The sequence below is a fragment of the Spartinivicinus poritis genome, from assembly GCF_028858535.1.
In the GTDB taxonomy this organism is placed as follows: domain Bacteria; phylum Pseudomonadota; class Gammaproteobacteria; order Pseudomonadales; family Zooshikellaceae; genus Spartinivicinus; species Spartinivicinus poritis.
The window spans coordinates 1-13,922 of the sequence record NZ_JAPMOU010000004.1 but is presented as its reverse complement, the minus strand read 5'-3'; the positions used below and the strand labels follow the sequence as shown (position 1 = coordinate 13,922).

Genomic DNA, 13,922 nt, shown 5'->3' with positions numbered 1-13,922 from the left:
CCCGAACGGGTTTAGGCTGAGTTTTATCATGTTAGGTTAAGGTGAATGTTAATCATACCAGTAGAGCATCAAATTAACTGGAAAAATCCCCCGGTTGCTACATTACTAGTCATTCTGATTAATTGTGTTATTTATTTTGGTTATCAAATAGGTGATGATAAGAAGTACTATCAAGCCATGCAGTATTATGAAAAGCATGCGTTATATACCAATGAACGAGATATTTATCTGCAGTATCTGAAAAAAAAAGATATAGAGCGATACAAGCAAGCCAATAGACTGGTTGATCGTGAAGATGATAAAAGGCTTCGTTTAGAGATAATCAATGACTTAGGTTTTGATTATTTTTTAAAAGCAAAGCTTGATAACAAACTAAGAACTAAAGAAGTTAAGGTTTGGATTAAATATCGTCAGGAATTCGAAGCATTAAGAAATGAGGCTAGCTTTATCAAGTTTGGCATTATACCTGGTAATGTCACCATAGAAGGTATGCTAGGATCTATTTTTATGCATGGTAGTATCGATCACCTGCTAGGGAATATGATTTTTCTGTTTATCTTAGGATACTCTCTAGAGATTGCTTTTGGTCGATTAGCATACTTAAGTCTATATATGTTGACAGGTGTGTTTGCTAACGTGCTTTATGTCGTTTTGGAGTGGGGAGAATATCGGCCTGGTGTAGGTGCTTCGGGCGCAATTGCTGGCTTAATGGGGATGTATGTAGCGCTATATGGTGCACGGAAGATCCAGTTTTTTTATTGGGTGTTATTTTATTTTAACTATATAAAAGTCCCTGCTTTTTGGGTATTCCCATTTTGGGTAGGCAAGGAGCTTTATGGTGCCCTAGCTGCGAATGATCATGTCAATTATTGGGCACATTTGGGAGGATTGCTAAGTGGATTTTTTATCGTATTGGCTACTAAACAGCGGTTGATCAAGGTAGATACAGACTATATTGATAAAGTTGACCCATTAGCTGATTATCATCAAAAAATAGGTAGGTTGGAGCAGTTGATTTCTGATATGAAACTTGATCAGGCCCGTACACTTTGTAAAAAAATTATCGGAGAATACCCAGACCAACTTGATATTTATCGCCAGTACTATAATTTGCTAAAAAACAGACCTGTATATGATGATCCTAAAAGTGAGTACAATCAGCTAGTACTTTCTATATTTAAACTACCAGCCTCTGCTGAGTCGATAAAGTTAATTACGGATATTTTTGATGATTATTATAATAAAACCAAGTTTGAAGGAATTTTGAGAGTACCTAAATTGAGCCTGATGCTATCTAATAAATTTATCAATAATAACTACTTTCCTGGTGCAGAAATACTTGTAAGAAACTTAATGCAAACTAATCAATTTCCTGAGGGGATGCAAAAAGTTATTTACTTATTGGGAGTTAACTATGGAAAACAGGGCGATAAAAACGGCCAGAAAAAATATTTTAGTGTCTTGACTACGCACTTTCCTCAGACTGAAGAGGCAAAGTTAGCAAGAATGACATTAGTTAAAAAATAGTTTTACCACACCTTACCTTTAGTTGGTGTCGAAAATGGTGGAGTGTCGCAATAGCTGGGTTAGAGTTTTAGTGCAATCCAACTTCCCCCTTTGATAAACGGGGGTTGAGGGGGATTTTTACAAGAAAATAGAGCAGAGATAGCTCAAAAACTACCGCCATTCTAAATCCCCCCTTTATCAAAGGGGGGAACAGCTTTTCCGACAACTTTTTTTGAAAAGGAGAAAGGTTTTATGAAGCTTGTAAGTTATTGATGACTTTAATAAACTCTGTTGCTTGCTTAGCTTCGATTGAATTTGGAAACTTCTTAGCAACAAAATTTAATAATTGCAATGCTTGTTTGTCCATGTGTAGTCTGTCGGAATATGTTTTACCTGCCAATAAATATGCCTTTGCCAACCCGGGGTAGTGAGGATCAGTCTGGTGAAGGTTTTTCATTAGTATTAACCCTTCCTTTGGTTTGCCTGAACTAATAAGCGCCTCTGCAATTTGGTGACGCATTTTTGTCTCTTCAATTGCTTCTTTTATTGGAAAGCCTGGCGCACCTTTTTGGCAGTTTAAATAAACCTGAGAAGCTTGGTAGCTATTATTAGCTTGAAGCAATAGTTTGAGATAAGCAATGCCGTGATATACCAAGCGTTTTTCATCGTTGGTTTCAGTTAATAGCTCATGGAAGCGTTTGTGAATATCCAGATCATTTGGAAATTGGTCTATTTTACTTCTTACAATACTTAAAGCTTGATCCAGCTTACCTTCTTTAAGATAGATTTCAGAATCAGCAAGCGTTTGTTTTATATAATATTCCTCATCTGATATTAAAGCATCATCTTCCATATCAGCTGTATAACCAAGTTTTTCCTGGCTTTGAAAGAGTGTATACCCCATCATGCTGAACATGACCAAAATGAAGTAGCCATTAACAAATGTATTGACACTTTGGAATAGCAATGGGTGGACTTTGGTAGCCAAAAAGGCATCTACTATCGTGTTGCTGATAGATAAAATAACTAAAAAGACGCAAAGAATACAGTAAGGCCAGCCAATACCAGAGATAATAAACCATAGTCGAGCAGGATTGATAGCGGCTCTTACTGAATGCTCCCATGCCAGTGTCATGACACTGGCTGGGAATGCAAAGATTGCCAGAATCAATCCAACAAAAAACAACAAAATACTTACTTTAGCTAAATAATAGAGAAAAACACCAGCTAGAATAAATACAACTAACTGCCTGAAAAATAAACTAAAACCAGTGCCGGAAAATAAAGTGGTTATGCTGGGGGGAGTCATATCTCCATGGCTGGTTAATTCGATAATTGAATAAGAGTATTTATAGATAATGCTTACCAGTATTAGCCAACTAAAGATACCTAAGAGCCCGATTAATTCTAATGCTGCAAAGGCAATCGACGAAATGATTAGAAACATTACTGAATCCTGATTGAAAGGATACAGAAAGAAGCGATTGATTTGTGTCCAAAATGGAGCGATTTTATTGGCAGAGCCTAGATAACTCAGTGGCTCAGTACACATTGAACACTTGGGGGCAGCCAGGCCCTGAGGTGGTTTGATGATACAGCAATCGCCATAGAACTTTTGGCATTTTCGGCATCGCCAGGTAGCAGGTTCGCGTTGATGGTATTTACAATAGTTTTTTTTACTCATAACTTCCCTTCAGGGTCATGCTCATTCCGAGGCAATTTAACTATATTGACTATAGTTATTAAAGGGCATATCTAATAATTGTTTGCCAAGGATGGAAGAGGCATTTTAAGTTAGTGTAAAACCAAAATGAATAGCTGTGCCAGGATTATGCGTACTCATGTAAAAGTCTTGTGCTATGTAAAAAGGCTGTTTGCACTTCTATTGCTGTTTTTTCTCACCCAAATAGTAGCAGTAACCAGTCTGGAGGCAACTGAAACCACTGAAGGGGATGTTACACCTATACAGCAGGCTGTGTGGGTATTGGAAGTAAAAGGCGCAATTGGTCCTGCTTCGGCTGATTATATAATCAGAGGTGTAGAGGATGCAGCTGTGGCAAATGCTTCATTAGTTGTGTTATTGCTTGATACGCCTGGTGGCCTAGATATGGCTATGCGAGATATTGTTCAAGCTATTTTAGCTAGTAAAGTACCTGTTGCTACTTTTGTTTACCCTAAAGGAGCCAGAGCTGCTAGCGCAGGTACTTTTATTCTCTATGCCAGTCATATTGCAGTAATGGCGCCTGCTACTAGTTTAGGGGCTGCAACACCCGTTCAGATAGGTGCGCCACAGGTTCCTAAGCAAACGGAAAAAGAGGAACAGAATAAAGCTACTGACAAAGAAGGTAACAAACAGCAGCCTGCTGATGCGCAAACGACTATGCAAAGAAAGCAGATTAATGATGCTGTCGCTTATATAAAAGGGTTAGCCAAAGAACGTAACCGTAATAGTGAGTGGGCAGAGCAAGCGGTAAGGAATGCAGCAAGCTTAACAGCTAAAGAGGCATTGAAAAAAAATGTAATTGACTTAATAGCTAATGATGTAGCTGATTTAATTAAGCAGTTACATTTGAAAAAGGTTGCAGTGAATGAGTCGAAAGTATTGCTTGAGGTAGCTGGTAAGCCGCTTCACTATGTTAAACCTGATTGGCGTAATCGTTTTTTACAAGTGATTACTGACCCGAATATTGCCTATATTTTAATGCTAATTGGCTTATATGGGCTGATTTTGGAGTTTTATAACCCTGGCATAGGGGTAGCGGGTATTACTGGTGCTATTTGTTTATTATTAGCTGCCTATGCATTTCAAATGCTGCCATTTAATTGGACTGGCTTCGGGCTGATTATTTTAGGTGCTTTGTTAATGCTGGCAGAAGCATTCTCACCCAGTTTTGGTATTTTAGGGATTGGAGGGGTTATAGCCTTTGTTTTAGGGTCGATTATGTTGGTTGATTCTCCAGAAGTTCCCTATCAAGTGGGTTTACCTGTGATTGCTGCCTTTACCTTAGTTTCTATATTGCTTTTTATGGTAACGCTGAGGTTATTGATTATGAGCCGTCGACAGCCTGTTGTATCTGGTATTACGACTATTGTAGGGCGGAGTGGCATTGTAATTAACAATTTCAATGATCAGGGAATGGTTAAAGTCGATGGAGAGTTGTGGAAGGCTGTAACAGACACCCCCTTAAAACAAGGGGAAAAGATTACAGTTAAAGCTGTTAATGGCTTAATATTAACAGTTGAACGGGGAGACAACTAATGTATTATTTTTGGGCCTCGATTGTCTTATTGGCTGTAGTGATTTTGGCCAATACTTTTCATATGATGAGAGAATATGAACGAGCTGTAGTGTTTTTGCTAGGTAAGTTTTATAGGGTGAAAGGACCAGGATTGATAATTGTTATTCCTATAATCCAGCAGATGGTCAGGGTAGACTTGCGAACACGAGTGCTTGATGTTCCCACTCAAGATGTGATCTCTCGTGATAATGTATCTGTGAAAGTAAATGCAGTTATTTATTTTAGGGTCGTTGATGCGAAACAAGCCATTATTAATGTGGAAAATTTTTTAGAAGCAACCAGTCAGCTTTCACAAACGACACTACGATCTATTCTAGGCCAACATGAGTTGGATGAAATGCTTACCGCAAGGGATCATTTAAATGAGGCTATCCAAACAATTCTTGATGAGCAAACGGATACTTGGGGGATAAAAGTCAGCAACGTTGAAATAAAACATGTGGACTTGGATGAGAGTATGATACGGGCAATAGCAAAACAGGCAGAGGCTGAGCGTGAGCGGCGAGCCAAGGTGATACATGCAACTGGTGAATTAGAAGCATCAGAAAAATTATTACAAGCAGCCAAAGTGCTTTCTCAGCAACAACAAGCACTACAATTGCGTTATATGCAAACCCTGACAGAGGTTGCTGTTGATAAGAATTCAACTATCATATTTCCCTTGCCAGTTGACTTAATAAAACCTTTGTTTGAAAAAAAGCCAATTGAGAAAGAGTAGGTTAAGAAAAACGAGTTTGAGATGAAGTAGTTTGATGACCCAGAAAGTATTAATAAGTAGTTGTTTGTTAGGTGAAAAAGTACGTTACAATGGAAGCCACTGTCTTATCAGGCACCCTGTTGTTAAGGAATGGCAGCGACAAAATCTAATTGTTGCATTTTGCCCAGAAGTTGCGGGTGGTTTACCAATACCTCGTCCTGCAGCAGAAATTTGGGGTGGTACAGGTAAAAAAGTGTGGGAAGGAGAAGCTGAGGTTATCACAAAGCCTTCAGTTGGCACTAATGCTAATGATGCTGTCACGCAAGACGTCATAGTTACCCAGTCCTTTAAAACAGGCGCTGAACAATGTTTGGCGCTGGTACATCAACACCAAATAAAACTTGCAATCCTTAAGGCAAAAAGTCCTTCTTGTGGTAGTGAGGCAATATACGACGGTAGTTTTTCTGGACAGCTAAGAGCTGGTGAGGGTGTAACAACTGCTTTGCTAGTGAAGTATGGAGTCAAAGTGTTTAGTGAACTACAGTTGGAGCAGGCTTATGAGTATTGGCTAGGTTTATAAAATTTTCATTACAGTTTCTCGGGGGAGTAAATCTAGACCATAAATGTTGTATTGGTTACGTCCTTGAGCTTTTGCTTCATAAAGACTATGGTCTGCATCTTTGATGGCTTGGTTCAGTGCAGTGGTGCTGTTGGCTGCCATTAAGCGGGCACCACAGCTAATAGTAATAAAATCACCGCTTGGAGAGAAACCATGAGGAATCTTTAAGTCGTGTACACCTTTTACCAATTTCTGGCAATATCTTTCCATTCCTTCCATATTAATGTCATATAATATTACAGCGAACTCTTCTCCGCCGTAACGGGCCACCACATCCATTGGACGTTTGGCTAGTTTTTGTAAAAAGCTGGCGACTTGTTTTAGTGTCTCATCACCTTCGCTATGTCCATAGTTATCGTTGTATTGCTTAAAATGATCAATATCTAATAAAAGGATACCAAGGCACTTGTTTTCACGGCATGCTTGTTTCCAAAGTCTTAAGCACTGATTATTGAAATACCGACGATTGAAAATACCAGTTAAGCTATCAGTATCGGCTAATTGGGTTAACATGCCTTTGGTTAAAAAACTTTCTCGTGTGCGAAACTCTACTAAGTAAGATCCAATGGCACAAATGATGTATGTACCAAATAAAATAAGACCACTGGTCATGGCTAGGGCAATATTGCCTATGATAAATAACTCAATGCCGATATAACAGATAAAAGGTAGAAATGTAACCAAAATAGCTTCTCTTACCACCATGCCAGAGAGAAAGAAGCAAAATAGCCAAATTAAAATAATACCTTCATAGGGGTAGTCGGGATTATAGTAATGGCCCAGATTCACAATGATAACAACCCCAGCATTTACAAATGCACCGACTAGCACCGCGTAATATCGTGTATAACTTTGCCAGCGAATGGAATAAACCACTTTTAACATAACCAGCAATATAGGCATCACTATCGCTAGTCGAATAAATAGAAAGATAGATAAGTATTGTGGTGGAGCGATAAAAATATCCATAATAGTGAAAAGAGGCCATAGAAAACAGCCTACTAAAATGGCAAGTTGACGCATACGCAGGGTTTCTTCGTCATAGTAACTGCGAAACACTGTTTCTATATCAGGGCTGAATTTAAGTTTGCGAAAGTCGTTATTTAGCTCATCGGCATAGTTGAGATTAACAGGAAAAGATAAAAGTGAATGGTGGTCTTTCATATGTAGCGTTTGTGCTAAACCATCAAAAGAAATGTGGTGAAGTGTAAGCTATCTGTATAGTATAGCTAGTTCCTTTTCTTTCTATTGACTTTAAAGGTGCCCTTTACCATTGAGTTATATATGTCCTTAGCTGAGCGCATTGTTAGTGCTGAGTGAGTTAGGAACCTGTTTTACTATAATTAAGCGCTACTTATTCCTATTTATTCTATTGAAAAAGTTGTTGAGCAAGACGGTTGTTTTGATACTGTCAGGCAACTTAGAAGGGTGTAAAGTGAATATAGCAATAAACAAAGGTCATAAATAAAGAGTTGCTAGCTTACTGGCTTTCTTTATAAATACCTGCATTTTTTAATAGTGTAATCCAGTCATTGTTGTTCTTTAGTGTGTTTAACTGATTATTAATAAAATCGCGGACGCCAGGAAGATTTTTGGTGACTAGCATTTTTCGTTTGTATACTTGATGAGGCTGGCTGGCAATATAGATTTTATCCTCTGCATTATTTTTTTTCATTAAGTGAAAAAGTTCTCCTCTGGGAATAAGAATGACATCAACACGTTTGCTTAATAGTTTTAAAAAATTCTTTTCAAATGATGCACTGTCTTTACGATTAATCTTGCCGTTGCTTACTAAATCATCAATTCCCACATAACGGTGACCTCTAACGCCTCCAAACTTTTTGCCAGTGAGTGAGCTTGGCTCTTGGTAAGGTACAGGGCTTTCTTTTAAGGAGACGATTTCATTTCTACCTAATACAACACTATTGGTCCAGTCATAGCGTGTTTCGCTTTTATCGCCAAACCAAATTGGGTTAGCCCATATTGCAATCCCTTTTTGTTGTTCCTCTAGATACTTGTTTAAGCGAGGGCGAGGTAGAAATTTGGATATAAATGACCATTTGCCGCCGCTATGGCTGGTCAAGTAGGTTGCCAGAAAGCTGGTGATGTCACTTTTGTCTTCATTAACACCAAAGGGTGGCGATTCGTAATAGCTCCAAATAGGAATTTCTTCTCCTGCGATGCTTGTGTAGCTAAACAGCGTCAAGAATATAGCTGCAAGTAAACGTTTCAACATTGTTTTAATAAGCAAGTAAGTAATCAGACATATCTATCTTATAGTGGGTGACCGTGGGAATAGCAATTGGAGGAGTGCTATTGCTCTGTTTGTGTGTGATTAATATGTATAAAAATCAATAGATTATATGGGTAGCGAAATTTAGTAGCGAAACTTTCACTTATTACATGTAAAAAATTATGGACAAACTTTGTTCTGACATGTAACATGCGATTCATTGTTACATGTAATGGCGGTTAAGGAGTTATCCTATCCCCAACTTAAATACAACGTGAACTTTAAGAGGAACAGCGCATGGGCATTTTAAATAAATTAATGACAGCTATTCGTGGTGCAGCAACTGAAGCTGGAGAAGCAATTGTTGATAGCCAGGCGCTTCGTATCCTTGATCAGGAAATTCGTGATGCGAGTGAAGAGCTAAACCGCTCTAAAACAGCATTAGCCAACATTATGGCCAAGCAAAAACTAGTCACTGATAAATGTAGTCAGCTGACTGCCAAAATTAACGAATATGAGCAATATGCTGGACAGGCCTTAGATAAAGGTGACGAAGCACTTGCTATCAGTATTGCGGAAAAAATTGCTGAGCTTGAGGCTCAATTGACTTCTGAAGAGGAAGTGAAAGCTGGATATACCAAGAGTGTTGAAAGTCTTCGCAGTGCAGTCAAACATGCAGAAAGCAACTTGAAGCGCTTAAGACAGCAGGTTGATACAGTTAAAGCAACTGATAGTGTACAGAAAGCCCAAGCAGCAGTGGCTGCACGCTACAGTGGTGCAAACTCTAGAATGACGACGGCTGCTGACTCTTTAGAGCGAATTAAGCAAAAGCAAGCTGAGCGTGCTGCTCAAATGGAAGCTGCACATGAGTTATCAACAGAATGTGCTGAAAATGATTTAGAAAGCAAAATGAAAGCTGCAGGTATTAAAGCTAATGCATCAAGTGCTAATGATGTGCTGGCTCGCTTAAAAGCAAAAAATACAGCTAAATAATTTCATGCCCATCAGCAACTTTGCCCCTTGAGTAAGGGGCTTTTTTTTAACTAAAGGGCAGCTCTAAATAAGGAGATAAAGTTTATGTATCCATTCAGAATATTCTTTTCTACAGCCTTATTTATAATATCCTTCTTTTTGCTCATGCATCTCTTTATAGGTGGTTTTAGCTGGCTAACTTTAGTGGTAGCACTTTCAGGCTTTATTGTTGCTCGGTATGTTTGGCCCAAGAGGCGTCATCATGATAATAACAGTGCCTGGCAATGGTGGCTTGATGTGTTTGAGGTAACCATTGAGCTTTCAGCTGAGTTCATTATGCTGCCTATCCGAGCGCTTGGTAAGTTAGTGGACTAATTTACCAAGCGCTTATCTGGTAAGGCGATTCATCTAAGGTCTTGTAGGGTAATACATACAGAATACGGTGGTTATCAGCTGCCTGAAGGGGTTTTGGATGGGAGGCTAGATAACTTGGGGGTTGCATAACGACCTGTAAGCTAGGAAGAGTAAGCAGGTCGCTCGCTTTCAAGAGTTAGTATGGCTAGAGCTTACCTACTTTTTCTTCTCAGATGGGCTGCCAAGCACTATGCTTTTGCGGCCTCCGCTAGACTCATACCCACTTTGACCTTTAGGTATTTCTTGGATTTCTCCGCCTGCTTTAAGAAAAGCTGCTACTTGATCATCAATGTTTTTCTGGCGGGTTTCACTTGATAGTTCTTCTTGCTTCTTACGTGCCATGGGAGCTCCTGCTTTGGTTGAGTAAGTATTATACACAAAAGAGAGGAGGTTTGCTCTTCAATACTTTAATAGGTTTAACCTGATCCTGTATTCTGTTAAGTATAGTCGAACTCTAAAACTTATAGAGTATTTATATTAAGTGCTGCTGATATTTGGAGGTTAATATTTACTAAGTATCAGTCACTATATTCAGAAGCCCATATTGAGTTATCCATAGGCTCAGATGTTTCCTATCTAGGAAAGAGGGGGGCTTATACTAGCGTGAAGCGTTGAAGAAATGTTGGGTACCAAAAGGTACTCTTGGTAGCTCAGTGAACTTGAAAGCAGCTAATGTTTAAATTCCTTTTTTCCTATTGGCTTTGACAGTGATAAAGATTGTAATTGAAGGCTCACCTTTAAAGGAAGTGTTAAACTGGCCTGAAGCATACTTTGATAGCCTTGTTTTAGTTGATAAGCCTATTGTTTTTACTGTTGGAACGGCTGAAGTGTTAGGTCAGTTTACTCAAAAAAATAATGAACTGATTGTAGAACTCGCTCAAATTGATGGTGGTGGAGAAGGAGTATTACCTGCAATTGCAAAAGTGGCTAAATATATAGCAAAGTTAAAACAGTTAGATGCAATTAGTTGTATTGTTCACGCGATTGATTGCGCTAAACCAAACTTAAAGCTTCGTGCTCACTTAGAGAAAACAGGGTTTATTATCATTAATATTCCTGGTAAAGGTGAAGCTTACTATAAAAAAATAACAGTATGAAGAGAATTTCAGAAAATATAGAATTTGATCATTATTGGCTTAGTTATTTTCAGCCACAATATTATTTGCGATTTTTTAATGTTGTACTTATATGTGTTTGATCAAGAGCATTTGAATAAATAATTAACAATAGTCGAAACTAGTGAGCTTTAATAATTATACTGGTGGTGGTATTCTCTAAATGATATGCGTATGACATAAAAAGATCAATAAATGATATCTAAAAGTGTACTAATTTGGAGGAAGTTTTGACATCAATTGCCAGTTTAACTCCTACACCTCTTTGGAGTATTTTTCATCAAATTACTCAAATTCCACGACCTTCAAAGTATGAAGAAGCTGTCGTATATTACATAGAGTCTTTGTGTCGGGAACATAACCTGTCTTATGAAAGAGATAAAGTAGGTAATCTCATTATCCGAAAACCTGCAACACCGGGTATGGAAAATCGGCGTGGTGTGGTTATGCAAGGGCATGTGGATATGGTGCCACAGAAAAACGCTGACTCGGAACATAACTTCCTAACTGACCCGATTACTACCTTTATTGACGGCGAGTGGGTGACTGCTAAGGGCACAACCTTGGGAGCTGATAATGGAGTAGGGGTTGCTGCTGCATTAGCTGTTATAACTGCCAAAGATATTGAGCATGGCCCATTGGAAGTGCTGTTAACTATAGATGAAGAGGCGGGGATGACAGGGGCTGCTGGTTTAGAGGCTGGTTATTTTGAGGGTGACATCCTGCTGAATATGGATACGGAAGATGAAGGTGAGCTTTATGTTGGCTGTGCGGGTGGTGTTGATGTCAGTGCTAAGCTAGCGATGGATTGGCAGCATACGTGTAGTGATGATATTGCATTTGAGGTTAAAGTGACGGGGTTGCGAGGAGGGCACTCTGGATTAGATATTGATCAAGGTCGAGGTAATGCAAATAAAATCATCAATCGTTTTTTACTTGAGAGTATAGATATTCTAGATGTGAAGGTTGCCTCATTGAATGGTGGGACGCTACGCAATGCTATACCTAGAGAATCATTCACGACGCTGGTTGTCAGTCAGCATAAAGAAATTGAATTTAAAAAGGCGTTAAATAATTTTTATCAAACAATAAAAAACGAATACAGTTCAGTTGAAACTAGCTTATCTATTGACGCAGTCAAGGTGGGCTTACCTGAGAGAGTATATACGACTGAAAGTATAAAAAAGCTGGTTTACTCTGTTGCTGCTTGCATTTCTAGTCCTTCAAGGATGAGTGATGAATTTAAAGGTGTTGTTGAAACTTCTAATAATCTTGCAATTGTAAAATCTGATGATAATGATGTGCTGGTATTATCTTTAGTGAGAAGCTTGGTTAATTCCGCTCGTGATGATCTGGCTAACAGTGTTGCTGCAAATTTTAAAGTGGCGGGTGCTAAAGTATCGATATCAGGTGAATACCCTGGCTGGAAGCCAAATCCAAACTCAAAAATATTAACTTTAATGAAGGAGCGGTATAAAGCGTTATCTGGAGTGGTTCCGAAAGTTAAAGTTATTCATGCAGGGCTTGAGTGTGGTTTGCTAGGAAACCCTTATCCTCACTGGGATATGATTTCTTTTGGGCCAACCATTCGAAATGCTCATTCGCCTGATGAAAAAGTGCATATTCAGTCGGTGAGTAAGTTTTGGGATTATTTGGTTGATACATTGAAGCATATACCCACAAAATAATAGTCAAACACAAAAGCGGTGAGAAAAATCTCTTACCGTTCTTGTGCTGCAAAAGTTGGCTTGGTATATCTTAACGTTATTCTGCAGGTTTAACTGTAAGCTATGCGTTGTCAAAACCAAGGGCAAGACTTAACTCAAACAGCTATAGAGGGTTTAAATATGCACATAACCAATGGTACCTCTGCTGCAGGGGTATTGAAACAGGCATTGGGAATTTCAAAGTCTGAGTTCTTAGTAGTTAATGATGTGCTTTCCTGTGGCCCATTAAAGGCCATCATCTCAATCGACGACTGGATATCTTATAGACAGGCTTATTGGAATGATGTGCATAAGTTATGTGGCATAGAGCCATTTGAAATGTATGAGTTTGATCGGGACTTATATGTTGGTTATGAAGAATTAAAGTCATCGGATAGAATTGATGTCTGGGTTGGTACGGCACTTAGCGATCAAATAATGCTCTGCTTTTTAACATTTCTTTTTGAACGCTTGGGAATTGATTTTTCTAGCGTATTTATCCATCAATTTTCTAAAGTAAAGGGTATTAAATATGAAATTCATGGTTTAGGAATGTTAAACCATGAAAAAGTCTTAAGTGCAGACTCATCATACCAATTAACAGATAGCTCAATTAAAATTTTAACAGATTGTTGGCATGCATTGGTCTCGCCAACCCCAGACTTATATATTGAGTTTATTCAAGAAGATAAAAAAGAATTACCCTTTTTAGTACGTGCGCTTAAATATTTAGTTTATCGTTATCCTGATAAACAAACAGGATTATCCACTTGGGATGAGTCTATACTGCGAAATACATTAAAAACGGGCCCTCAAGCAACAAAAGTAATTGGCTTTACGCTAGGCTATGATATGGATGGATGTGATTTAACTGGCGACTCGTATCAATTTGCAATAATGAAAAAATTGGGTAATGAAAACCTTAATCAACCGCTATTATCTTTAAATCGTCAAGACGGGGGGATGAGGGAAACCACTGTTGAAATGACTGAAATAGGAAAACAGATTTTAAATGGTGAACGAAATGCAATTGAGCTTAATGGTATTGATGAATGGGTTTGTGGAGTGCACTTAAATAGTCTAGACAATAAAGTATGGCAAAGGCAAAATGGCGTGATTCTCACATAGTTTATTATTATATAGTGAAAGTATGAGCTTTGAAGATAGATCTTACATTAGAGAAATTCAGCTAAAGCGAGATGATATCGAAAGCTTTGATATTTATCCTTTTAACAATACTGTAGACACTTTTATGCAGCAATAGCCCCATAGTCGCTTAACTGCTCATACACTTGAGCGACTTTTTTATTACTTTTGCTCAGACCTAACTTATCAAAAAGTTTTTCCATTAAATGCTGATT

General features: G+C 38.4%; 13 protein-coding genes. 9 read left to right on the top strand and 4 right to left on the bottom strand.

The genetic code is table 11. From position 1 onward, the window contains the following. Positions 1-45 precede the first annotated feature (45 nt). A complete protein-coding gene (locus ORQ98_RS04495; RefSeq protein ID WP_274687588.1) occupies positions 46-1,527 on the top strand; it encodes a rhomboid family intramembrane serine protease in 1,482 nt (493 codons plus the stop codon). A 229-nt stretch (positions 1,528-1,756) separates the two neighbouring features. Here the strand turns inward: ORQ98_RS04495 and ORQ98_RS04490 are convergent, their stop codons facing one another. Next, positions 1,757-3,190, bottom strand: a complete 1,434-nt coding sequence (locus ORQ98_RS04490; RefSeq protein ID WP_274687587.1) for a hypothetical protein — start codon at positions 3,188-3,190, stop codon at positions 1,757-1,759. A 147-nt stretch (positions 3,191-3,337) separates the two neighbouring features. Between ORQ98_RS04490 and ORQ98_RS04485 the strand changes: the two genes are divergently transcribed. Genes ORQ98_RS04485 through ORQ98_RS04475 form a run of 3 tightly spaced genes read left to right on the top strand, consistent with a single transcriptional unit; the run spans position 3,338 to position 6,082 of the window. Further along, positions 3,338-4,765, top strand: a complete 1,428-nt coding sequence (locus ORQ98_RS04485; protein ID WP_274687586.1) for an NfeD family protein — start codon at positions 3,338-3,340, stop codon at positions 4,763-4,765. After that, the gene (locus ORQ98_RS04480) at positions 4,765-5,523 is read left to right on the top strand and encodes a slipin family protein (RefSeq protein ID WP_274687585.1); all 759 of its coding nucleotides are present in this window, start codon (positions 4,765-4,767) and stop codon (positions 5,521-5,523) included. The genes ORQ98_RS04485 and ORQ98_RS04480 overlap by 1 nt, the downstream gene beginning before the upstream one ends. 34 nt (positions 5,524-5,557) lie before the next feature. Beyond that, positions 5,558-6,082: a 2-thiouracil desulfurase family protein gene (locus ORQ98_RS04475; protein WP_274687584.1), complete on the top strand. Its 525-nt coding sequence runs from the start codon at positions 5,558-5,560 to the stop codon at positions 6,080-6,082. On the opposite strand, the gene ORQ98_RS04470 is transcribed toward ORQ98_RS04475, so the two are convergent. Together ORQ98_RS04470 and ORQ98_RS04465 are read right to left on the bottom strand one after the other, a co-directional pair. Next, on the bottom strand, positions 6,077-7,285 hold the full coding sequence (locus ORQ98_RS04470) for a GGDEF domain-containing protein (RefSeq protein WP_274687583.1): 1,209 nt from the start codon (positions 7,283-7,285) through the stop codon (positions 6,077-6,079). The genes ORQ98_RS04475 and ORQ98_RS04470 overlap by 6 nt on opposite strands. A 316-nt stretch (positions 7,286-7,601) precedes the next feature. Continuing rightward, complete coding sequence (locus ORQ98_RS04465) at positions 7,602-8,357, bottom strand: type 2 periplasmic-binding domain-containing protein (RefSeq protein ID WP_274687582.1); 756 nt, start codon at positions 8,355-8,357, stop codon at positions 7,602-7,604. A 294-nt stretch (positions 8,358-8,651) separates the two neighbouring features. Between ORQ98_RS04465 and ORQ98_RS04460 the strand changes: the two genes are divergently transcribed. Together ORQ98_RS04460 and ORQ98_RS04455 are read left to right on the top strand one after the other, a co-directional pair. Further along, positions 8,652-9,347, top strand: a complete 696-nt coding sequence (locus ORQ98_RS04460; RefSeq protein WP_274687581.1) for a PspA/IM30 family protein — start codon at positions 8,652-8,654, stop codon at positions 9,345-9,347. Between the two features lie 84 nt (positions 9,348-9,431). Then, positions 9,432-9,701 carry a hypothetical protein gene (locus ORQ98_RS04455; RefSeq protein WP_274687580.1) on the top strand — a complete coding sequence of 90 codons (270 nt, stop codon included), beginning with the start codon at positions 9,432-9,434 and terminating at the stop codon, positions 9,699-9,701. Positions 9,702-9,896: 195 nt separating this feature from the next. On the opposite strand, the gene ORQ98_RS04450 is transcribed toward ORQ98_RS04455, so the two are convergent. After that, the gene (locus ORQ98_RS04450) at positions 9,897-10,082 is read right to left on the bottom strand and encodes a hypothetical protein (RefSeq protein WP_180568666.1); all 186 of its coding nucleotides are present in this window, start codon (positions 10,080-10,082) and stop codon (positions 9,897-9,899) included. Between the two features lie 365 nt (positions 10,083-10,447). Between ORQ98_RS04450 and ORQ98_RS04445 the strand changes: the two genes are divergently transcribed. The 3 genes from ORQ98_RS04445 to ORQ98_RS04435 all read left to right on the top strand — a co-directional run bounded on the left by ORQ98_RS04445 (position 10,448) and on the right by ORQ98_RS04435 (position 13,689). Next, positions 10,448-10,837 carry a hypothetical protein gene (locus ORQ98_RS04445; RefSeq protein ID WP_274687579.1) on the top strand — a complete coding sequence of 130 codons (390 nt, stop codon included), beginning with the start codon at positions 10,448-10,450 and terminating at the stop codon, positions 10,835-10,837. A gap of 248 nt (positions 10,838-11,085) precedes the next feature. Next, positions 11,086-12,543: an aminoacyl-histidine dipeptidase gene (locus ORQ98_RS04440; RefSeq protein WP_274687578.1), complete on the top strand. Its 1,458-nt coding sequence runs from the start codon at positions 11,086-11,088 to the stop codon at positions 12,541-12,543. Positions 12,544-12,645: 102 nt separating this feature from the next. Next, positions 12,646-13,689, top strand: coding sequence for a DUF1835 domain-containing protein (locus tag ORQ98_RS04435; RefSeq protein WP_274687577.1), 1,044 nt, complete (start codon positions 12,646-12,648; stop codon positions 13,687-13,689). Positions 13,690-13,922 lie beyond the last annotated feature (233 nt).

Bases quoted from the DNA above. Each gene is read 5' to 3' on its own strand.
- ORQ98_RS04495 (WP_274687588.1), top strand. From the start codon at position 46: ATGTTAATCATACCAGTAGAGCATCAAATTAACTGGAAAAATCCCCCG.
- ORQ98_RS04490 (WP_274687587.1), bottom strand. From the start codon at position 3,190: ATGAGTAAAAAAAACTATTGTAAATACCATCAACGCGAACCTGCTACC.
- ORQ98_RS04485 (WP_274687586.1), top strand. From the start codon at position 3,338: ATGCGTACTCATGTAAAAGTCTTGTGCTATGTAAAAAGGCTGTTTGCA.
- ORQ98_RS04480 (WP_274687585.1), top strand. From the start codon at position 4,765: ATGTATTATTTTTGGGCCTCGATTGTCTTATTGGCTGTAGTGATTTTG.
- ORQ98_RS04475 (WP_274687584.1), top strand. From the start codon at position 5,558: ATGACCCAGAAAGTATTAATAAGTAGTTGTTTGTTAGGTGAAAAAGTA.
- ORQ98_RS04470 (WP_274687583.1), bottom strand. From the start codon at position 7,285: ATGAAAGACCACCATTCACTTTTATCTTTTCCTGTTAATCTCAACTAT.
- ORQ98_RS04465 (WP_274687582.1), bottom strand. From the start codon at position 8,357: ATGTTGAAACGTTTACTTGCAGCTATATTCTTGACGCTGTTTAGCTAC.
- ORQ98_RS04460 (WP_274687581.1), top strand. From the start codon at position 8,652: ATGGGCATTTTAAATAAATTAATGACAGCTATTCGTGGTGCAGCAACT.
- ORQ98_RS04455 (WP_274687580.1), top strand. From the start codon at position 9,432: ATGTATCCATTCAGAATATTCTTTTCTACAGCCTTATTTATAATATCC.
- ORQ98_RS04450 (WP_180568666.1), bottom strand. From the start codon at position 10,082: ATGGCACGTAAGAAGCAAGAAGAACTATCAAGTGAAACCCGCCAGAAA.
- ORQ98_RS04435 (WP_274687577.1), top strand. From the start codon at position 12,646: ATGCGTTGTCAAAACCAAGGGCAAGACTTAACTCAAACAGCTATAGAG.